This is a genomic window from Jiangella mangrovi, from assembly GCF_014204975.1.
Taxonomy (GTDB): domain Bacteria; phylum Actinomycetota; class Actinomycetes; order Jiangellales; family Jiangellaceae; genus Jiangella; species Jiangella mangrovi.
On record NZ_JACHMM010000001.1, the window covers coordinates 1,182,879 to 1,203,361 of the forward strand.

Sequence of the window (20,483 nt, forward strand, 5' to 3'; positions counted from 1 at the left end):
TGACAATACGCGCCCTTTGCTCACAATCGTGTAACGCAGGTCACCCGGAGGTTTCAGCGGTCACATCGCCGGTCACGCGCCGCCGAGGGCCAGGAACGACCACGCCGTCGCCCGGTCGCGCGCCCCGCCGGCGCTCCGCCGGGCCGCCAGCAGCGCCGCGCCGAGGTCGTCGCCTTCGCGCAGCCGCCCGTGCACGGTGAGGCTCAGGTCGACGCTGGCGGCGTCACTGACGGGGACGACGGTGGCCAGCAGCCCCGCGGTGCCCAGCGCCGACAGCGACGTGGTCAGCCCGAGCAGCTCGTCGGCGCCGGTGGGCGAGCCGACGCCGGACTCGCACGCCGTCAGCAGCAGGCGGTACGGCGGTGACTGCAGCCGCTCGATGTCGAACACCGTCAGCGGCCCGTCGGCCAGCTCGAGCGAGGAGAACATCGGGTTGTCGCCGCGGTAGCGCCCGTGCGCGCCGACGTGCGCGAGCCAGGACCCGTCCAGGGCTGCCAGCGCGGCGTCGGCGGTGGCGTCGTCGCCGGTCAGCACCGCCGCGTCGGGATAGACGCCGGCCAGCACGCCGACCTCGGCGCCCGACGACGCGAGGTCGGCGCCGGCGATCAGCGCGACCCGGCGCTCGGCCGGCGGCGTAGCGGTGCGCGCACGCAGCCAGGCGGTGGCCGACGGCGCCACCGTCACGTCGCGCTCACGCAGGGCCGGCAGCGCACCCCAGGGAACGGCCTGCATGGTCGACGGCGGCACCAGCACCACCGGCCCGTCCCCCAGTTCGCGGACGGCCGGGCCGAGCATCGTCTCCTGCAACCGCGCCAGCCCCGGTTCGGCGGCCGTCAGCAGCACCCCGGCGACGGCGTCGGCGGCCACCGCCGCCCCGCGCAGCGCGAACTTGGCGTACTCGACCTCGTTCAGCGCCGCCTCGGAGTCGCCCGCGACCACGTGCCGCAGCCGCCCCTCGCGCGCGACGACGACGTGGAAGCGGCCGCCGCGCAGACCCACGATGCTCAGCAGCGTGCGGTCACCGAGGGCGTCGAGCAGCTCCCGGACGTCCAGGCGGCGACGGCTACCGCTTCCGTTGGCGACGGGGTCGGCGTGCGTCGCGACGACGCCGGCGCCGCCTGCGTCGCGGCCGTGGACGTGCCGGCGGATCCGCTCCTCGAGCCGCCGCCGCTCGGCCTCGTCGGCGTGGCTGCCGATGAGGCTGCCGACGGCGCGCAGCCGGCCGAGCTGGGCGGCCAGCTCGGCGTCGTGGCGGGCCTCGGGCCAGGGCAGCGAGTGCAGGCTGCCGCGCCAGCGCTCGGTCCAGCGCAGCAGCTCGCGCGCGGAGCCGTCGACGGCGACCCGGCGGGTGGCCAGCGCGGCCAGCTCGCTGCCGTGCACCGTCGCCCGGGCCCGCAGCTCCGTGGCGCCCAGGGAGAGCGCGTGGGTGTCGAGGACGTCCAGCCCGCGGCCGCAGGCCCGCAGCATGGCGCGGCGGTCGCCGGCGGCCTCGGCCAGCAGCGCCTGGGCATACCAGCCGGTGGCCCGGCGCAGCGCCGAGCCGCGGCCGCGGCGTCCGGTGGCGGCGGTGCGCAACGACTCCTCCGCCAGCTCCGGCAGCCCCGTGGCCAGCGCCAGCCGGCCGGCCAGCACCAGCGCGTCGAGCCGCTCGGAGGCGTAGCGGTCGGTCAGCTCCGCAGCCAGCCCCGCGGCCGCCCGCGCGTGCCGCTTGGTGACGGCGCCCGCGGCGGCCTGGGCGCGGAGCAGCACGACGCGCGCATGCCGCTCGGCGTCGTCGTGGCCCTGGCGGCGGCTGGACCGGGCGGCGCGGTTCGCGAGGTCGGCGGCGCGGTCGGCGTTGCCGGCGGCCAGGTGCACGATGGCGGCCGCTATGAACCCGTCGGAGCGGCGCAGGGCACTGTCCCGCGCGCCGTCGAGCACCGCGACCAGCTCGTCGGCCGTGGTGGCGGCGTCCTCGGTGAGCCCGGCCGCCAACTGGACGACGGCGAGGTCGCGGACCACCTCGGGCGGCACCACGCCCAGCTCTTCGTACCGGCGGCGCGCGTCATACAGCAGGCGCAGCGCCCGCGGCAGGTCGCCCATCCGGTGTGCGCAGTCGCCGCGGTCCTGGAGCACGATGGTGGCGAGATAGTGCTGCCCGTCGGCCTCGGCGAGGCCCTGCGCCCGAGCCAGCTCGACATCGGCCTCGAGGAACTGCCCGAGCCCGACCTGCGCGGCGGCGAGGTTGATCCGTGCGCGGGCTTCCCAGCCCGAGTCGCCCAGACTGCTGAGACTCTCGGCGGCCGCTCGGCCGTCCTCCTTGGCTTGGGCGAGGTCACGGAGGACGTATGCCGCCGCTGCACGGCGGACCAGAATCCGAGCCCGGTCCAGTTCCCCCGCGGACACGAGCGCGCTGTCGAAGGCTGCGGCAGCGTCTCTAGCGCGACCGGTCAGGGCCAGAATCGTGCCGAGGCTCGCCTCGAGGTCGGACGACCGCTGAGCCAGGCCGTGCTCACGACTGAGCCTGATGCCTCGCCGCGCGGTCCGGATCGCCCGCGCATGCTCGCCACGCTCGCGCTGGATGATGGCGAGGGCCTGCAGCGCATACGTGCGATCGACGGCAGGCGAGTTCCGGCCGAGCACCGACTCGGACCAACTGTGCGCCTCCTCGGGGCGCGACATGGCCAGCGCGGGCAACTGATCCGCTTCTACCGGTGTCGACGTGCTTCCCGAGGTCACGCCCTGATGCTAGACATGTAGTCGTTTGCCCGAATCATGGCTGGGGGAATCAGATGCAACAAGATCGCGAACGGCTACACCAGGAGTTCGAGAGACTCCGTGAGAACAGCGCGCGCCGCACGAAGGACCGGGGCTTCGAACTGGCCGCACGCTGGAACCGGGATGAGACGGCCATCGAGTACCTGTACCGCCAGGGCCAGCTCATCTGCGACGAGCGCGACCTCGACACCGTCCTCGAGGCGTTCGAGCAGCTGCGGCTGGACCGGCCGGAGGTGACGGAGGGCCCGGTCGGCCTCGCCGTCCTTCACGTGCCCGACGCCGACGCCGACGAGATCGCCGCCAAGCTGGCGGACCACCTCGGCGACGAGCGCATCGTCGCACCGAACCATGTCCTGGACGCCCAGGTCCATGTGGCGATGTGTCCGGCGACCGAGCCGGTGCCGTCGTACGCGCCGATCCCGGTGCTGGGTGAGCCGGTCGGCGCGGGCAGGCCCAAGATCGCCGTGGTCGATACCGGCTACTTCGCCGACGCCGCCGAGGACTCCGGCTTCGGCCGCTTCTCGGCGGTGACGAAGTTCGAGCCCGACGACGACGTCTACGTGCAGGGCACCGACGAGATCCGTCCGTACGGGGGGCACGGCACGGCGGCGACGGCTCGGCTGCTGGCGGTCTCGGGGGCCGAATCGGTCAAGGTCGAGGTGCGCGACTGCCTGCTCGGCGGCGCGGTCGACGAGCTCGCCATCGTCGAGGACCTCGAGAAGGTGGTGCGCGGGGGCGCCGACGTCGTGAGCGTGCAGGCGGGGCTCTACGCACGACCCGGCAACACGCCCAAGTCGTTCGACATGCTGTATCGCCGTGTCGTGAGCAAGCACCCGAACACCGTCATCGTCGCTGCGGCCGGCAACCACGGCACCGACGTCCCGTTCTGGCCCGCGGCCTACAGCTGGGTGACAGCGGTCGGCGCCCTCACTCGGGGTGGCGACTACCGAGCGCCGTGGAGCAACTTCGGCTACTGGGTCGACGCGTACACGCCGGGCGAGAACACCGTCATCCCTTATCCGAACGGCCGCTACGGTTACATCGACGAGACCTCGGCGCGATTCACCAACGGGCACGCGCTGTGGTCGGGCACGTCGTTCGCCGCCCCCGTCGTCGCCGGGCTGATCGCCCGGCGCATGATCGAGCGCGAGGTCTCCGCGCCGGTCGCGCGGTACATCGTGCTGCAGGAGGCCGCCATCGGCGCGCTGCCGCACACCGGCCCTCGCCTCATCGTCTGAACCCGACAAGAATGACGAAGCGGTCTTGATCGGTCACGGTGGCGGGGGTACCTTGCGGAAATCTACCCTCGCCACCTGACCAGCAGGAGTCATCATGGCGCCGCATTCCTCCCCGACCACGATCACGATCCGCGCCGCGTCGCCCGACGCGATGTTCGACCCCAATCACCGGCTGATGGAAGAGATCCAGCGGCTGCACCGCAACATCGCCCGACGGCCGGACGCGTTCGATCTCGGTGTGCGCTGGCATCGGTCCGGTGTCGGAATCGAGTACCTGTACCGCCAGGGCCAGCTCGTCTGCCGCGCCGCCGACCTCCTCGCGGCGCTCGAGGCGTTCGACACGATCGGCCAGCCGCGCCCCGACGTGGTGACGGGTCCGGTGGGACTCCGCGTGCTCGAGATCGGCGATCGCGACGCCGCCGATCTCGCGGACGCGTTGGCCTCCGCACTCGGCCGCGACGACCTCGTCACCCCCAACCACGTCCTCGACTCCCAGGTGCACATGTCGATGTGCCCGGCCACCGAGCCGGTGCCGGCGAGCGGCCCCGTCCGCGACCTTCCGGAGCCGGCCGGCGACCGCCGGGTCGATGTCGCCGTCGTCGACACCGGTTTCGTCCATGCACTTGCCGACGGGACCGGCTATCCGCGCTTCAGCGCCGTCAGCGCCGACTCGCGCCCGGACGCACAGGTCCATGCCGACGGCACCGACCAGATCCAGCCCTATGGCGGCCACGGCTCCGCCGCGGCTGCCTGCTTGCTCGCGGTCGCAGGCGCCGAGTCGACGACGGTTCACGTCGACAGCTGCCTGGTCGGCGGCGCGGTCGACGAGGTATCGGTCGTCGATGCGCTGACCGCGGCCGTCGAGTCCGGTACCGACATCGTGAGCCTGCAGGCCGGCATGTACACCCGGGAGCACGTGGCCTCGGTCGCCTTCGCGGCGTTCCGCGACGAGGTGCTCGCCGCGCACCCGGACACCGTCGTCGTCGCGGCGGCCGGCAACAACGGCTCCGGCGAGAAGTTCTGGCCTGCGGCCTTCGACTGGGTCACGAGCGTCGGCGGCCTGACCGAGGACGGCTCGGCGCGCGCCGACTGGTCGAACCACGGCGACTGGGTCGACGTCTACGCCCCTGGCGACAACGTCACCGTGCCGTTCCCGAACGGCACCTACGAGTACCACGGGGGTGTCACCGCGGAGTTCACGGACGGCCACGCCGTCTGGTCCGGAACATCTTTCGCCACGCCGGCGGTCGCAGGGATGATCGCCCGGCGCATGATCGAGGACGGAGTCAGCGCGCCGGTCGCCCGCGACCGAGTCCTGGCCGACGCAGCGACGGCGGAACTGGCCGGCGTCGGCCCCCGCCTGCTGGCCGACTGAGCATCAGCTGATCGAGCCGGCCGGCGGCCCTTCCACGTCGCCGGCCAGCTCGCTCCGTCGCTCTGCCCGGAACGCGGGCAGGTAGAGCGGCACGGCCAGCGCGACAGCGACCGCCCCGACGAGCATCGCGCTCGTCACCGACGCCGCCTCCGCGACGTTCGTCAGCAGGAGCAGACCGAGCGCCGAAGCCGGCTGGAAGACCATCGAGCTCAACGACAGGATGGTCGTCCGGTGTTCGCCGGTCACCTCCTTGTGCAGCAGCGTCATGTGCATCGGACTCGAGGCGCCGTCGGCCAGATAACAGGCCAGGAAGGCCACCACCAGTCCGATCGGCCCGGCGAACAGGGTCATGGTCGCGATGAAGACCGCCTGCGCCAGTCGTGTCGCCGCCGCCGTCCGGGCCACACCGATCCGGCGAGAGAGCATCGGGGTCAGCGCTGCTCCGCCGGCGGAGGCCAGCCAGGCCGCCGCGGCGGCCGGGCCCATGATCGCGCCGGCACGGTCAGCGTCGTCGAGGACCTCGGCGATCCGGATCGGCGTGAGGGACTCGTAGGCGATCGCGCCGATGCCCCAGCACAGCTCGATGCAGACCAGTGCCTGGAGGATCCGCGACCTCCGCAGGAGCCGAAGACTCCCGCTGATGACCCCCGGCACCTCGCCGGCCGCAGTGATCGACGCGCTCCAACTCATCGAGCGGCCCGGCTCCACCAGCAGCTTCATGGTGGCGAGTACCGACACGACCCGGAATACAGCGGCGACGACCACGGGTACCGCCAAGGGCTCGATCGAGCCGATCGGGCCCAGAGCCACCAGAGCGCCCGCGAGAAGAGCGCCGCCGCCGATCGCCACTCCGGCGACGGTGCCACCCCGCGACAGACCCTCGGAGAGGTCGGCGTCTGGATCACGCGCCTGGACGGCGTCGACGTACCAGGCCTCGAGCGGCCCGCTGTCCAGGGCGCGATAGATACCTTGAACCGCGAACGCCAAGGCGAAAACGGCGAACGAGTCCGCAGTGAGGATGAGAGCCAGCCCGACAAGGCTGATCAAGCCGGCGGCGACCATCACCGGACGACGCCCGAGTGAGTCCGACAACCCACCGGTGGGAAGCTCCAGCAGGAACACCACGAAACCCTGAGCGGCTGCCGCCATCCCGAGCTCGGACAGGGTGAGGCCGCGATCCAGCGGCAGCAGCGTCAGGACGGGCAACAACATGCCGGACGGCAGCCAGCGCAAGGCCAGCAGGATGAGGTAGCGGGTCCGCGCCTGCCGGGGGTCGAGCTGAGTCATGGCAATGCATCTTGGCCGACCCGAGGATCGGACACAACGCAACGCAGCGGGAGCTTCTGGACATCAACCACGGAGCCGATCGAGACCGGCCGCGGCGAGCAGCCGCAACACCACCCGTGGCGTGAAGAATTGGTCGGCGGGGACCACGCCGGCAAGGGCGCCGAGGAAGCGCTCGATCTCCGCGGGCCGGTCCGCGAGCGCGGCGAACAGCGCGTGGTCGGTGCGGCGCGGCCGCAGCTCGGCGAGGCGCAGGGTGAGGTCGTACATCGGCAGCAGGCGGCGGTCGCGCTCCCGCTCGTGGCCGGCCAGCGCGACGGCGAGCGACACGGTCCCGCCCAGCCCGGCGACGACGGCGGCCGCGAGCGACTCCGCGTCGGCGAGGGCGTGCGAGATGCCCTGGGCCGTCACCGAGTCGAGGACGGCGCCCGCGTCGCCGGCGAGCGCCCAGCCCGGCCCATGCGCGGCGCGGACGGCGTTCGGCTGGTCGGGCGTGGTGCGGAGCCGCTCTACGCGGACGGCGCCGCGCACTCGCGAACCCAGGTCGCCGCAGCGGTCGAGGCTGCGCAAGTGGTGGGCCGCGAGGTCGCGCCGCGCGGCCTCGAACTCCGCCAGCGGCGCCGCGACGTAGACCATGGTCAGGTCGTCGTTGGTGGGGAACGCCGCCACCACGCGCCCGGGCCGGTGGTACATCTCCCCCGCGGCCAGCGGCACGCCGGACCAGTAGCCGTAGCTCGCGAACGTCCGCACGGGTGCGCTGCGCCGGACCCGCGCGCCCACCGAAGCGGCGACGAACGAGCGCTTGCCGTCGGCGCCGATCACCAGCGGCGCCCGCTCCGTCACCGATGTCGCCGCGACACCGCACCGGCCGCGGATGCCGACCACGGCACCGTCGGACCGGACCAGCTCCTCGACTCGGAACCGCTCGCGCACCTCGGCGCCGGCCGCCCTGGCGGCGTCGACGAGGACGGCGTCGAGCAGCGTGCGCCGCGGGCTGTACAGCGCGTCGACGCCGTCGTGCGCGGGGAACCGCCCGGTGAAGGCCACGGTGCCGGCGTCGAAGCACACCTCGCGGGTGGGCGGGGTGCCGGCCGCGACCAGCCGGTCCAGCAGGCCCCAGCGGGCCAGCCGCGCCACTGCGGGCACGTGCACCTGGTGCGACGACACGGTGTCGCTCGGGAACCCGGCCCGGTCGACCGCGAGGACCCGGAGTCCCGCCCTGGCCAGCAGCATCGCCGTCGCCGCACCGGCCACGCGGGCACCGACCACGATCACGTCGTACGCCATCGACGGACCCCCTCACCCCGAACCATACGTAACCGTATGGTGGTTCCGTACGCTACCGTATGGAGGTGCCCGAGCAGAAGACCCGCCGCCGGCTGACCCGCGACGACTGGGCCGACGCGGCGCTGGCCGCCATCGCCGAGGGCGGGCTGGCCGCGGTCGCCGTCGAGCCCCTGGCCGTCGGGCTCGGGACCACCAAGGGCAGCTTCTACTGGCACTTCGCGAACCGCGACGCGCTGCTCGACGCCGCCCTCGCGCGGTGGGAGGAGCGCACGACGACCGACGTCATCGGCGAGATCACGGCGCTTCCCGACGAGCCCGCGGGACGGCTGCGCCGGCTGGTCACCCGGGTCGTCGCGATCGCCGAGCGGGACCCCGTCGGGCCGGCCCTGCTGGCGTCAGCCGCCGATCCGCGGGTGGCGGCGGCGCTGGACCGCGTCACGCGCGCCCGGGTCGGCCTCATCGTCACCCTCTTCGAGGGCATGGGCTTCGCGCCGGACGCCGCGCACCGGCGGGCGCTGCTCGCGTACAGCGCCTACCTCGGCCACGCGGAGCTCGCCCACTCCACGCCCGGCGTCCTGCCGGCGGACCCGGAGCAGCGGCAGGCCTACCTGGACGACGTCCTGACCGCTCTCACGGCACGATGAGACGGGGACTTGGATCCACTTCCGGAGGGCCGGTAATGTCGCGCATGTGACTGTCGAACGACGCAAGCCCCTCGAGGTTCCCGTAGATCCCGACATCACCGCGGAGCTGAAGGCGGCCGATATCGAGGCCCGGGTCGAAGCCGCCGAGCGCAGTGCGGAGCTCCTGGAGCGTCTCCGCAAGCTCTGATTCGCAGCACGCCAGATGCACGCCGTACCGTAGAGCGGATGACCGGGAACGACTCGGCTCCGCGCAGTCTCGCCGACGACTTGCGCGCTCGCGCCGACGACGAGCTGGCGGCGCTGCTGCGCGCCCGGCCCGACCTCCTGGTTCCCGTTCCTGCCGACGTCTCTCAGCTGGCGTCGCGGGCGACCACTCGGGCCTCCGCCGTCCGGGCGCTCGACCGGCTCGACCGGTTCACCCTGCAGGTCGTCGACGCGCTGGTCATCGCGCCGGCGCCGGTCTCGCCCGACGCCGTCCGGGCCGCGCTCGGGGTGGCCGACGCCACCGTCGACAAGGCCCTGGTGACGCTGCGCACCCAGGCCCTGCTCTGGGGGCCCGACGACGACCTGCGGCTGCCGCGCATCGTGCACGAGATCGTCGGGCCGCACCCCGCCGGGCTCGGCCCGCCGGCCCGCCAGGCGCTGCTCGCGCTGGCGCCGTCGCGGCTCGCGGCCGTCATGAGCGGCCTCGGGCTGTCCGCGACCGGTGACCACGCCGGCGACGCCGAGGCCGTCGCTGCGCTGCTGTCCGACGACGCCGCGCTGACGGCGCTGCTGGCCGAGCTGACCGACGACGCCCGCTCGGCGCTCGCCGCGCTCACCCCCGGACCGCCCACCGGCCGCATCGACGACGCCCTGCGCGAGGCCGACCGCGCGACCGCCCGCACCCCCATCGACCTGCTGCTGTCGGTCGGCCTGCTGGTGCCCGTCGACTCCACCACCGTCGTGCTGCCCCGCGAGGTGGCGCTGCACCTGCGCGGCGGGCTGGTGCACGCCGAGGCGCAGCCGGCGCCGCCCGTCCCGCCGGTCACCGAGCGCACGCCCGTCACCGTCGACCGCACCGCCGGCGCCGGGGCGTTCGACCTCACCCGCAAGGTCGAGCTGCTGCTCGACACATGGGCGGCCGAGCCGCCGCCGGTCCTGCGCACCGGCGGGCTGGGCGTCCGCGACCTTCGCCGGCTGCCGGACCTCCTCGACACCGACGAGGCCGGCGGCGCGCTGATCGCCGAGGTCGCCTACGCCGCCGGGCTGGTCGGCGCCAGCGAGGACCTCGACGAGGTGTGGCTGCCCACCCCGGAGTTCGACGTGTGGCGGCGCGAGGAGCCGGCCCGCCGCTGGGCCGCTCTGGCGCACGCCTGGCTCACCACCAGCCGGGTCGCCGGGCTGGCCGGCAGCCGCGACGAGAAGGACCGGCCCATCGCCCCGCTCGGCCGCGACCTCGAGCGGCCGGCCGCGCCCGAGGTGCGCCGGCTGGTGCTCGAGGAGCTGGCCGCGCTGCCGGCCGGCTGGGCGCCCGACCTCGTCGGCGTGCTCGCCGTCCTGCAGTGGCGGCGGCCGCGCCGGGCCGGCCGGTTCCGCGACGACCTCGTCCGGTGGACGCTGCGCGAGGCCGAGCAGCTCGGGCTCACCGGCATGGGCGCACTGGCCTCGTTCGTACGGCCGTTCCTCGAGGGCCGGGCCGGCGACCGCGCCGTGGTCGCGGCGGCCGAGGCGGTGCGCGCGAGCCTGCCGCAACCGCTGGACCACGTGCTGTTGCAGGCCGACCTGACGGCGGTGGCGCCCGGTCCGCTGCGGGCCGACCTCGAGCGCGAGCTGGGCCTGCTCTCCGACGTCGAGAGCCGCGGCGGCGCCTCGGTGCACCGGTTCACGGCCGGATCGCTGCGGCGGGCGCTCGACGCCGGGCGCACGGCCGCCGACGTGCACGCGTTCCTGGCCACCATCTCGCGCACGCCCGTGCCGCAGCCGCTCACGTACCTCGTCGACGACGTCGCCCGCACGCACGGGCAGCTGCGCGTCGGCGCCGCGTCAGCGTTCGTCCGCTGCGACGACGAGACCGTGCTGGCCGCCATCATGGCCGACCCGCGCTCGTCCAGCCTGGGCCTGCGCCGACTGGCCCCGACGGTGCTCGCGTCGAGCATCGCGGCGAACACGCTGGTCGAACGGCTGCGCCAGCTCGGCTTCAGCCCGGTCCCCGAGGCCGCCGACGGCTCCATCGTCATCGGCCGCACGGAGCCGCGCCGGGCCACGCCCCGGTTCGCGCCCCGGCCCGCCCTCGCCGAACTGACCGCGCCCGAAGAGACCCTGCTCGGCGCGGCCGTCCGCGCACTGCGGGCCGGCGACCGGTCCCGGGCCGAGCGCCCCGCCGACGGCGCACCGGCCCGCCCGGGCCGCACGACGGCCGCCACCACCCTGGCCGACCTGCGCGAGGCACTCGAGACCGGCGCCACCGTCTGGATCGGCTACGTCGACCAGCACGGCTCCACGACGGAGCGGCTCGTCGACCCCGCCCGCATCGAGGGCGGCTGGCTGTCGGCCTTCGACCACCGCAGCGGCGAGGTCCGCTCCTTCGCCGTCCACCGCATCAGCGGCGTCGCCCCCGTCGACGCCGCCTGACCCCGCCGTCTCGTGTCATGCCGTTCGGCCCGACCACCTCACTCGCCACGGGCACACCTCACCCGCCAGAGCACTGAATGTCGCCTGTCCGCGGCGGCGATGCGGTATGGGAGCGGGTGAGGTGCCCGGCGCGCGAGTGGAATGGTTGGGGCCGGCGTCGCCGTGAGCCCGCTCTTGATGATCGACCATGATCGGGGCCCGTGCGGGCACCAGCGGTCGCAAGGAGGGGGATGGCTCACGTGCCGGTCATCGGGGTCACGGGGCACATGGACCTGCCGGAGGCGACGCGCGTCCTCGTGGCCGGGGCGCTACGCGCGACGCTCGCCCCATACGGCGCGGGCGAGTTCCGCGGCGCGACCTGCCTCGCCCGCGGCGCCGACCGGATCTTCGCGCACGTCGTCCTCGAGCTCGGCGGCGCGGTCGACGTGGTGCTGCCCGCGGCCGACTACCGCGACGCGATCGTGAAGGACGCCGATCGGCCCGAGTTCGACGACCTCCTCGCGCGGGCGGCGACGGTGACGACCCTGCCGTTCCGGACCTCGAGCCGAGCGGCCTACCTGGCGGCCAGCCGCGAGGTCATCGACCGGAGCGACCTGCTGGTGGCGGTCTGGGACGGCCGCGCGGCGGACGGCTCCGGCGGCACTTCCGACGCCGTCGCCCTCGCGGTCGACGCCGGCACCCCCGTTACCGTCGTCTGGCCGCCCAGCGCCGCCCGCACGTCCTGAGGGGTCGAGCGGACCAAGATCGCCAAATCTGTTACTACGATCACAGAATTTCCGCTACTCGACTCCCTCCGAAGATCGGTCGCGGACGTCCTCAGGAGTGTGCCTCGCCAGGGAGAAGGGCCTGGCGCTCATGACGATTCGCCGGCGGCGCGGTCGTGTGGGGCGGGCGTGAACGGAGAGGGAACGTTGCACCGACGATGTGAGATCACTGTCGTGTCCGCGACAGTGATGGCGCATCGTTTCCGCAGCGATGCCGCACCGTCGACAACGCCCGAGTCGCTCGTCGAATACGGCATCGCCGGGGGTATCAGATCCAGCCGCGGTGGGCGGCCTCGACCACGAGGCCGATGCGGGTCGTCGTGCCGAGGCGCTCCTGCAGCTCGGTGATGCGCCGCTGGACGGTCCGCCGGCCGACGCCGAGCTGGCGGCCGATCGCGTCGTCCTTGATGCCCGACGCCACGAGGCCGAGCAGCAGGTGCTCGTCCGGGCCGAGGATGTCGTCGACGCCGTCGGGGCGGTCGAGGTTCACCGTCGCCGCCGAGTTCCAGAGCGTCTCGAACAGCGCGCACAACGCGTCCAGCAGCGACGACGCGTGGATCACCAGGGCGCCGGTGCTCTCGCGCACCCGTAGCGGCATCATGGCGACCTCGCGGTCGGCGATGGCGAGCTTCATCGGCAGCTCGGCCATGCACCGGGCCTCCTCGCCGGCGGCCAGCAGCTCCGTCAGCGCCCGCACCTTCGCCGGCTCCTCGAGCGCCTGCCGGTCGTACAGGCCGCGGTAGCGCACGCCCTGCGCCAGCATGCGCAGCTCGATGTCGATGTTGCCCTCGATGGACCCGACGTACGGCGGCTTGTCGAAGACCAGCACCTCCGAGCGCGCCGACAGCTGCAGCTGCTCGAACCGCTGCACGATGGCGGCCGGCTCGGTGACCAGCTGCAGCGCGTCGGCCGCGGACGAGACGAGCATGCTCTCGCGGTAGCGGTGCTGCAGCTCGTGCACCTCGGCTCGGACCGACTGCAGCTCCTGCTGACGGTGCAAGAGCAGCGGCTCGAACGCGACCTCGGGCGGGACGGCGGTGAACCGGGGCGGCCGGGTGGTGGTGCGCCCGGCCAGCCCGGCGGCCTCGAGCGACTGGACGGCGAGCAGCACGTCGCGCTCGTCGGTGCCGAGCCGGGCGGCGAGGTCGGCGCCGGTGGCAGGGCCGAGGTCGAGCAGGGCGCGGTAGACCGACTCCTCGGCCTCGCTCAGGCCGATGGCCGACAGCCGTCGGCGGCTCGCGGCGCCGTCGCTCTGCAGTGTCATAAGTGTGACGTGACTCTAGTGCGTCACACGTGAAGTGGTGCCTGGCACCGGCCGCGACCGTTACGTTCACCCGCAAACGTCGGCATCGCCCCCTTTGTGCCACCCCAGGAGACCCCCGTGAGGCACGACTCCCCCCGTCGCCGCTGGCTCGCGACCGCTCTGGCCCTGCTGTCCCTGACGGCGGCGACGGCGGCACCATCGGCGGCCGCCCCCGAACCCGCCGAAGCCACACCCCCGCCGCAGGCGCCCGAGGACAAGCTCGACACCACCCTGTCGCGCCAGCTCGACGACGGCGCCACGGCCGACTTCCTGATCTCCTTCGAGCAGCGCGCCGACCTGGCCGCCGCGGCCGCCGTCGACGACTGGGCGGACCGCGGCGCCGCCGTCGTCGAGGCCCTGCGCCGGACCGCCGACCGCAGCCAGCGCGCGGTCCGCCGCCAGCTCGACGCGGCCGGTGTCGAGTACCGCGCCTTCCACGCCTCGAACGTCATCTACGTCGTCGACGGCACCGAGGAGCTGGCCACCCGGCTGGCCGGACGGACGGAGGTCGCCGAGATCGAGCCGGCCCGCACCTACGCGCTGCCGGAGCCGCGCCAGGACGTCGCACCCCTCGCCGCGACGGCGGAGGCCGTCGAGTGGGGCGTCGCCGACATCCGCGCCGACGACGTGTGGGCCGACTTCGGCACGCGGGGCGAGAGCATCGTCGTCGCCAGCATCGACACCGGCGTCGAGTTCGACCACCCGGCGCTGGCCGGCCAGTACCGCGGCAGCAACGGCGACGGCACGTTCGACCACGAGTACAACTGGTACGACCCCGCGAAGGTCTGTGCCGGCAGCACGCCGCAGCCGTGCGACAACAACGGCCATGGCACCCACGTCACCGGCACCATGACCGGCACCGGCGAGGGGGCCCAGATCGGCGTCGCCCCGGGCGCCCGCTGGATCGCGGCGAAGGGCTGCGAGAGCGACGGCTGCACGGACTTCGCGCTGCTGGCCTCGGGCGAGTGGATGCTGGCGCCCACCGACCTCGACGGCGAGAACCCGCGGCCGGACCTGCGCCCGCACATCGTGAACAACTCGTGGGGCGGCGGCACGACCGCGCGCTGGTACGACGACCTGGTCGAGGCGTGGGTCGCGGCGGGGATCTTCCCGGCGTTCGCCAACGGCAACTCCGGCCCGTCCTGCGGCTCGGCGGAGAACCCGGGCAACGGCGCGGGCACGTACAGCGCCGGCATGTACGACATCGAGCACGTCATCGACCCGCAGTCCAGCCGCGGCCCCGGCTTCGAGGGCGAGACCAAGCCGGACATCGCCGCGCCCGGCGTCCTGATCCGCTCGTCGCTCCCCGGCGGCACGTACGCGAGCTGGAGCGGCACCTCGATGGCGACGCCGCACGTGTCCGGCGCGGTGGCGCTGCTGTGGTCGTCGGCGCCGGCGGTGATCGGCGACATCGACGCCACACGCGCGCTGCTGGACGAGAAGGCGATCGACACCGACGACACCAGCTGCGGTGGCACCCCGTCGAACAACAACGTCTTCGGCGAGGGCCGGCTGAACGTCTACGCCGCGATCGAGGCGGCGCCGCGCGGCGACACCGGGGTGCTGCGCGGCACGGTCACCGACGCGGACGGCACGGGCCTCGGCGGCGTCTCCGTCGCCATCGCCGGCCCGGCGAACCGCCGGCTCAGCACGGCGCCCGACGGCACGTGGTCGGTGCAGCTGCCGGTCGGCGACTACGACGTGACCGGGTCGCTCTTCGGGTACGACGACGGCGCCGGCTCGGCGACCGTCCGCACCGGCGAGGCGACGACGCTGGACCTGGCGCTGACGGCGCGGCCGACGGCGACGCTCACCGGAACCGTCACCGAGGGCTCGGACCACGGCTGGCCGCTCTACGCCACGATCACCGTCGACGGCGTCCCGGACGGCACGTACTACACCGACCCGGTCGACGGCACGTACGCCATCGAGCTGCCCGCGGGCGACCGCTACGACGTCACCGTCGAGGCGCTCGCACCGGGGCTGACGCCGTCGGCCACGAGCGTCGACCTCACCGGTGCCGCGACCCACGACGTCGCGCTGGCCGCGGACGGGTACGCCTGCACCGCGCCCGGCTACGAGGAGCGCGACCGCGTCGTCACGTACACCGAGACGTTCGACCCCGACACCGCCCCGCCCGGCTGGTCCGTCGCCGACCACGTGGGCAACGGCCAGGTCTGGCGGTTCCCGCACGACGACTACAACCGCACCGGCGGCGAGGGCAACTTCGCCTCCGTCTTCAGCCCGCTCTACGGTCCGGACGGCCGCCAGGACACCGACCTCGTCTCGCCCGTCATCGACCTCACCGGGGTGGACGTGCCGGCGCTCTGGTTCAGGACGGACTACTCGTCCGACGCGAACATCGGCGTCGACCTGTCCGTCGACGGCGGCGCCACCTGGTCGACCGTCTGGTCGCACAGCGGCTTCGAGGGCATCTACGAGGAGGAGCTGCAGCTGCCGATCCCGGCGGCCGCCGGCCAGCCGGACGTGCGCGTGCGGTTCACCTTCGCCTCGGCCTACAACGGCTGGTGGCAGGTCGACGACGTCGTGCTCGGGCAGCGCAACTGCGCCACGGTCGACGGCGGGCTGCTGACCGGGCACGTGGTCGACGCCAACACCGAGACGCCGATCGTCGGGGCGACGGTGACCGTCGCCGACCCCGCACTGACCGTCACCACCGTCGCCACGCCGGACGACCCGGGCCTCGGCGACGGCTTCTTCTGGACCTTCGTCCCCGGTCCCGGCGAGCAGGCGTTCACCGGCGCGCGGACCAGATACACCGACGCGACCCGCACCGTCGACGTCGCGGCGGACGCCGTCACGCCGGTCGAGTTCGCGCTGCCGGCCGGGCGGCTGGACCTCCGCGAGGACCGGGTCGACGGCGCGGTCGTCCTCGGCGGGATTGCGACCGCGACGGTCACGGTCGCCAACGACGGCAGCGCCCCGGCCACGCTGGACCTCACCGAGCGGCCCGGCGTCAGCGCCCCGTCGGCCACCGGTGCCGGCGCGCCGGTCCAGCGGGTGTCCGGCACCTTCACCGCCGGACCCGAGCTGACCAGCAGCGAAGCGACCGGCGCCGCCGGCACCGCAGTGGCTGGCGAGCCGATCGCCCCCTGGGCGCTGCTGGCCGACTACCCGTCCCCCGTCTGGGACAGCGCGGTCGACGTGCTGGACGGGCGCCTGTACTCCGTCGGCGGCGCGACCGGGTCCGGCGCGACGAGCGCCGCCTACGTGCACGACGGCGACGGCGAGTGGGAGCCGATCGCACCGCTGCCACGGGCCCGGCAGCGGCCGATGGGCGGCTTCCTGCACGGCCGGTTCTACGCGGCCGGCGGCTGGAGCAGCACCGGCGCCACCCGCGTCGACGTCGACGTGTACGACCCGCGCACCGACACCTGGTCGCCCGGCCCGGCGATGCCGAAGGCCGTGACCAGCGCGGGCTCGGCGGTCCTGGACGACATGCTCTACGTCGTCGGCGGCTGCCCCGGCGACTGCGGCAGCACCGACGTCCTGCGGCTCGACGCCGCGGCCGGGCGGTGGGAGCAGGTGGCCGACTACCCCGAGGAGACCGCGCTGGTGTCCTGCGGCGCCATCGACCACAAGCTCTACTGCGCGGGCGGGGCACGCGGCGAAGGGCTGAACGAGCTCACGTCCACCTACGTGTACGATCCCGCGGCCGACTCCTGGACCGAGCTGGCCGAGCTGCCGATCGGGTTGTGGGGCTCGGCGTACGCGGCGGCCGACGGCAGGCTGATCGTGTCCGGCGGCGTCACCGACGACGCCGGGGTCGTCACGAACGAGGGGTTCGCCTACGACCCCGCCACCGACACCTGGGCGCCCATCCCGAACGCCCCGCAGCCGGTGTACCGGGCCGGCAGCGCCTGTGGCTTCCACACCGTCGGCGGCAGCACCGGCCCCGGCACGACCAGCGCCACGGCCGTCCTGCCGGGCTGGGCGAACTGCGGCTCCGGCGACGCCGTCGGCTGGCTGGCCGCCGACCCGCCGACGCTGACGCTGGCGCCCGGCGAGGCGGCGGAGGTCACGCTGACGTTCGACGCGTCGGCGCTGGAGCAGCCCGGCGCGGTGTCGGCGGCCCTGGTGCTGCGCGACGACACCCCGTACGACGCCGCCGCGGTCCCCGTCCACCTGACGGTGTCGGCGCCGTCGACGTGGGGCCGGCTCACTGGGACCGCGCTCGGCCGGTCCTGCGCCGGGGCGACGGCACCGCTGCCCGGCGCCGTCGTACAGCTGGACGGCGCGACCGGTTCGCGGACCCTGGTCGCCGGCCCCGACGGCCGGTACGCGACCTGGTTCGACCGGGCCGCCAATCCCGTCGACGCCGTCGTCGTCAAGAGCGGCTACCAGCCGCAGACCGCCGAGCTGCGGGTGCGGGCCGGCCGCGACACCGTCCGCGACTTCACCCTCCGCCAGACCGGATGCGGCCGATGACCGCCCGGCGCGAACGACAGGGAGCACCGATGAACCGACGGCGAGGCATGACGGCGGTGGTCTCGGCCGCGCTGACGGCCGCGGCCCTGACCCCGGCGGCGGCCGCAGCCGACGCCGTCACCGTCGAGGGAACCGTCCGCGACGGGTCCGGGCAGGGCTGGCCGCTGTGGGCGGACGTGACGGTCGACGGCATGAGCGCGGTGACCGACCCGGTGACCGGCGCGTTCTCGCTCGACCTGCCGCCCGGTGAGCACACGGCGACGGTGACCAGCCGCTACCCGGGGTACCCGGCGACGACGGTGTCGCTCTCCGGCTCGGACGCGGACGTCGCGCTCGAGGTCGACCCGGTCCGCTGCTTCGCCCCCGGATACGCGCTGGCGTCCGACGGCGTCGCCGCGAGCTTCGACGACGGACTGCCCGCGGGCTGGACCGTCACCGACGAGGTCGGCGACGGCGAGAACTGGCGCTTCGACGACCCCGGCGAGCGCGGCAACCTCACCGGCGGGCGGTCCGGGTTCGCGATCGTCGACGGCGAGTTCTACGGCTACGTGACCCGGCAGGACACCGCGCTGGTGACGCCCGTGCTCGACCTCACCGGCGTGGCGGAGCCGGCGATCGGGTTCGCGCACCACTTCGACACCTGGGTCTGGGACGAGCCCGGCGGCATCGCCGACGTCGACCTGTCGCTGGACGGCGGCGTCAGCTGGGAGACGGTCTGGCACCGCGTCGAGCCGGTGTACGGCCCGGCGACGGAGCTGGTGCCGGTCCCGCAGGCGGCCGGACGGTCCGACGTGCGGGTGCGGTTCCGCTACCACGAGGGGCCGTACACCGCGGCGAACGGCTGGCAGCTCGACGACGTGTTCGTCGGCAACCGCAGCTGCGACCCCGTCGACGGCGGGCTGCTCGCCGGGCATGTGACGGACGGCAACACGGGTGCGGCCGTGGCGGGCTCTCTTGTGGAGGCCGGGTCGGACGCTGCCGCGACGACCGACGGGGACGGGTTCTACTGGATGTTCGTGCCCGGCACCGGCTCGCACGACGTGACGGCGAGCCGGCTGCAGTACCAGGACGGGTCGTCGGCGGTCCGGATCGCAGCGGGAACGACGGCGACGGCGGACTTCGCACTCGGCGCCGGGCTGCTGACCACCAGCGTGTCGTCGGTGTCGTCGTCGGCGGACCTCGGCGCGGACGCGACCGCCACTGTCACCGTCACCAACGAGGGCACCGCGCCCACCGCCGTCACGCTGGCGGAGCGGCCGGTGTCGTTCGTGCCGAACACGACCGGGCACCCGCGCACGACGGGGTCGGCGTCGGCGTCGATCTCCGCCGGGCCGGGCGCGCCGGCCTGGGAGGCGCTGCCGGACTACCCGATCAACATCGTCGACAACGTCGCCGGACTGCACGAGGGGCGCCTCTACTCCGTCGGCGGCGAGTCCGGCTTCGACTACGCGACCACCCGTGGCTTCGTCCTCGACCCGGCGTCGGGCGAGGGCTGGCAACCGCTGCCGGCCATGCCGCACGGCCGCGGCGCTCCCGCCGGCGAGTTCGTCGGCGGCCGGCTCTACGTGACCGGCGGGCGGGAGCCGGGCATCTACGAGAACGGCATCTCCCCCGGCACCGACGTCTACGACCCGGCGACGAACAGCTGGACCACCGAGCCGGGTTCCCCGGTCCCCGTCCAGATGGCCGGCAGCTTCGTGCTCGACGGGCTCATGTACGTGGTCGGCGGCTGCTTCAGCGACGAGGACGAGGACTGCGGCACCGACGACGTGTTCCGCTACGACCCCGCAGCGCGGGAGTGGGAGCAGGTGGCCGACTATCCCGAGCCGATCGCCGAGCCGGCCTGCGGCGCGATCGAGGCCAAGGGCTACTGCGCCGGCGGCCTGGTCCAGCGCGGCCCGACGAAGACCGCGGCGTACGCGTACGACCCGAAGATGGGCACCTGGACCGCGGTGGCGCCGTTGCCGATGGAGCTCTCCGGCGCCGCCCACACCGTCGCCGACGGGAGGCTGCTGGTGTCCGGCGGGGTCAGCGGCGGGCGGTACCACGACTCCACCAACGCCGGGTTCTCCTACGACCCGGTCTCGGACGCCTGGTCCGAGCTGTCGGCCGCGGTCAACGCGCTGGCCCGGGGCGGCAGCACCTGCGGCTTCCACCGCGTCGGCGGCGGCGACGCCGGCTACGCCGGCCGCCCGTTCGTCGAGACGCTGCCCGGCTACACCGACTGCGGCAGCGACCGGGACGCCTCGTGGCTGTCGCTCGCGGGGTCGGCGGGGCCCGCGGAGACGCTGGCGCCGGGCGAGAGCATGGAGGTGACGGTCTCGCTGGCGGGCGCGGCGGCCGACGGGCCGGGCACGTACTCCGGCGCCGTCCTCGTCCGCGGCGACGACACCCCGTACGACCAGCGCGAGATCGGCGTGCGCTTCGACACGGTGGCGCCGCGGACATGGGGCGCGGTGGCGGGGACGCTGAGCGGCCGGACCTGCTCTGGTTCCGTCGTGCCGCTGACCGGGGCAGAGATCTGGATCGACGGCCGCGACGAGTCGCACACCCTGCGCACCGACGCCGAGGGCCGGTACGTGCTGTGGCTCCCGGTGCGGCAGAACCCGTTGCGCGTCGTCGCCGGCGACGACACCTGGATCCCGCACACGGTGACGGCCCGGGTCGCGCCCGGCAAGGTCACCGACCTCGACCTGGTGTTGCGCCACATCGCCTGCCCGTGACGGGTGGGCTGCGGCCCCTGATCATCAATGATCCGGCCCCCTATGG

At 74.3% G+C, this 20,483-nt stretch carries 12 protein-coding genes; 8 read left to right on the top strand and 4 right to left on the bottom strand.

Going from position 1 to position 20,483, the window contains the following annotated elements; all coding sequences use genetic code 11:
- Positions 1-72: 72 nt before the first annotated feature.
- The gene (locus tag HD601_RS35430; protein ID WP_184820027.1) at positions 73-2,718 is read right to left on the bottom strand and encodes a CHAT domain-containing protein; all 2,646 of its coding nucleotides are present in this window, start codon (positions 2,716-2,718) and stop codon (positions 73-75) included.
- 53 nt (positions 2,719-2,771) lie between these two features.
- On the opposite strand from HD601_RS35430, the gene HD601_RS05480 reads away from it, so the two are divergent.
- Together HD601_RS05480 and HD601_RS05485 are read left to right on the top strand one after the other, a co-directional pair.
- The gene (locus HD601_RS05480) at positions 2,772-3,995 is read left to right on the top strand and encodes a S8 family peptidase (RefSeq protein WP_184820029.1); all 1,224 of its coding nucleotides are present in this window, start codon (positions 2,772-2,774) and stop codon (positions 3,993-3,995) included.
- 94 nt (positions 3,996-4,089) lie between these two features.
- Complete coding sequence (locus tag HD601_RS05485; protein ID WP_184820031.1) at positions 4,090-5,370, top strand: S8 family peptidase; 1,281 nt, start codon at positions 4,090-4,092, stop codon at positions 5,368-5,370.
- Between the two features lie 3 nt (positions 5,371-5,373).
- Here HD601_RS05485 and HD601_RS05490 read toward each other — a convergent pair whose 3' ends face one another.
- Both HD601_RS05490 and HD601_RS05495 read right to left on the bottom strand, forming a co-directional pair.
- On the bottom strand, positions 5,374-6,603 hold the full coding sequence (locus tag HD601_RS05490) for an MFS transporter (protein ID WP_184820033.1): 1,230 nt from the start codon (positions 6,601-6,603) through the stop codon (positions 5,374-5,376).
- 117 nt (positions 6,604-6,720) lie between these two features.
- Positions 6,721-7,941, bottom strand: a complete 1,221-nt coding sequence (locus HD601_RS05495; RefSeq protein ID WP_184820035.1) for an NAD(P)/FAD-dependent oxidoreductase — start codon at positions 7,939-7,941, stop codon at positions 6,721-6,723.
- Positions 7,942-8,000: 59 nt separating this feature from the next.
- Between HD601_RS05495 and HD601_RS05500 the strand changes: the two genes are divergently transcribed.
- The 4 genes from HD601_RS05500 (at position 8,001) to HD601_RS05515 (ending at position 11,923) form a co-directional block, all read left to right on the top strand.
- Positions 8,001-8,585, top strand: coding sequence for a TetR/AcrR family transcriptional regulator (locus tag HD601_RS05500; protein WP_184820037.1), 585 nt, complete (start codon positions 8,001-8,003; stop codon positions 8,583-8,585).
- A 46-nt stretch (positions 8,586-8,631) separates the two neighbouring features.
- Positions 8,632-8,772: a hypothetical protein gene (locus tag HD601_RS05505; RefSeq protein WP_157574734.1), complete on the top strand. Its 141-nt coding sequence runs from the start codon at positions 8,632-8,634 to the stop codon at positions 8,770-8,772.
- Positions 8,773-8,810: 38 nt separating this feature from the next.
- Positions 8,811-11,198: a helicase C-terminal domain-containing protein gene (locus HD601_RS05510; protein ID WP_184820039.1), complete on the top strand. Its 2,388-nt coding sequence runs from the start codon at positions 8,811-8,813 to the stop codon at positions 11,196-11,198.
- A gap of 230 nt (positions 11,199-11,428) precedes the next feature.
- Positions 11,429-11,923, top strand: coding sequence for a hypothetical protein (locus HD601_RS05515; RefSeq protein WP_221440563.1), 495 nt, complete (start codon positions 11,429-11,431; stop codon positions 11,921-11,923).
- A 307-nt stretch (positions 11,924-12,230) separates the two neighbouring features.
- Here HD601_RS05515 and HD601_RS05520 read toward each other — a convergent pair whose 3' ends face one another.
- Positions 12,231-13,226 (bottom strand): helix-turn-helix domain-containing protein, encoded by a 996-nt coding sequence (locus HD601_RS05520; protein WP_184820040.1) that lies wholly within the window; start codon positions 13,224-13,226, stop codon positions 12,231-12,233.
- Positions 13,227-13,343: 117 nt separating this feature from the next.
- Here HD601_RS05520 and HD601_RS05525 point away from each other — a divergent pair, with 117 nt between their 5' ends.
- The gene (locus HD601_RS05525) at positions 13,344-17,714 is read left to right on the top strand and encodes a S8 family serine peptidase (RefSeq protein ID WP_184820041.1); all 4,371 of its coding nucleotides are present in this window, start codon (positions 13,344-13,346) and stop codon (positions 17,712-17,714) included.
- A gap of 29 nt (positions 17,715-17,743) precedes the next feature.
- On the top strand, positions 17,744-20,437 hold the full coding sequence (locus HD601_RS05530; protein WP_184820042.1) for a carboxypeptidase regulatory-like domain-containing protein: 2,694 nt from the start codon (positions 17,744-17,746) through the stop codon (positions 20,435-20,437).
- Positions 20,438-20,483: the final 46 nt, after the last annotated feature.

Coding starts and splice junctions, on each gene's coding strand:
- HD601_RS05495 (WP_184820035.1), bottom strand. CDS start 7,941: ATGGCGTACGACGTGATCGTGGTCGGTGCCCGCGTGGCCGGTGCGGCG.
- HD601_RS05500 (WP_184820037.1), top strand. CDS start 8,001: ATGGAGGTGCCCGAGCAGAAGACCCGCCGCCGGCTGACCCGCGACGAC.
- HD601_RS05485 (WP_184820031.1), top strand. CDS start 4,090: ATGGCGCCGCATTCCTCCCCGACCACGATCACGATCCGCGCCGCGTCG.
- HD601_RS05515 (WP_221440563.1), top strand. CDS start 11,429: ATGGCTCACGTGCCGGTCATCGGGGTCACGGGGCACATGGACCTGCCG.
- HD601_RS05510 (WP_184820039.1), top strand. CDS start 8,811: ATGACCGGGAACGACTCGGCTCCGCGCAGTCTCGCCGACGACTTGCGC.
- HD601_RS05480 (WP_184820029.1), top strand. CDS start 2,772: ATGCAACAAGATCGCGAACGGCTACACCAGGAGTTCGAGAGACTCCGT.
- HD601_RS05520 (WP_184820040.1), bottom strand. CDS start 13,226: ATGACACTGCAGAGCGACGGCGCCGCGAGCCGCCGACGGCTGTCGGCC.
- HD601_RS05530 (WP_184820042.1), top strand. CDS start 17,744: ATGAACCGACGGCGAGGCATGACGGCGGTGGTCTCGGCCGCGCTGACG.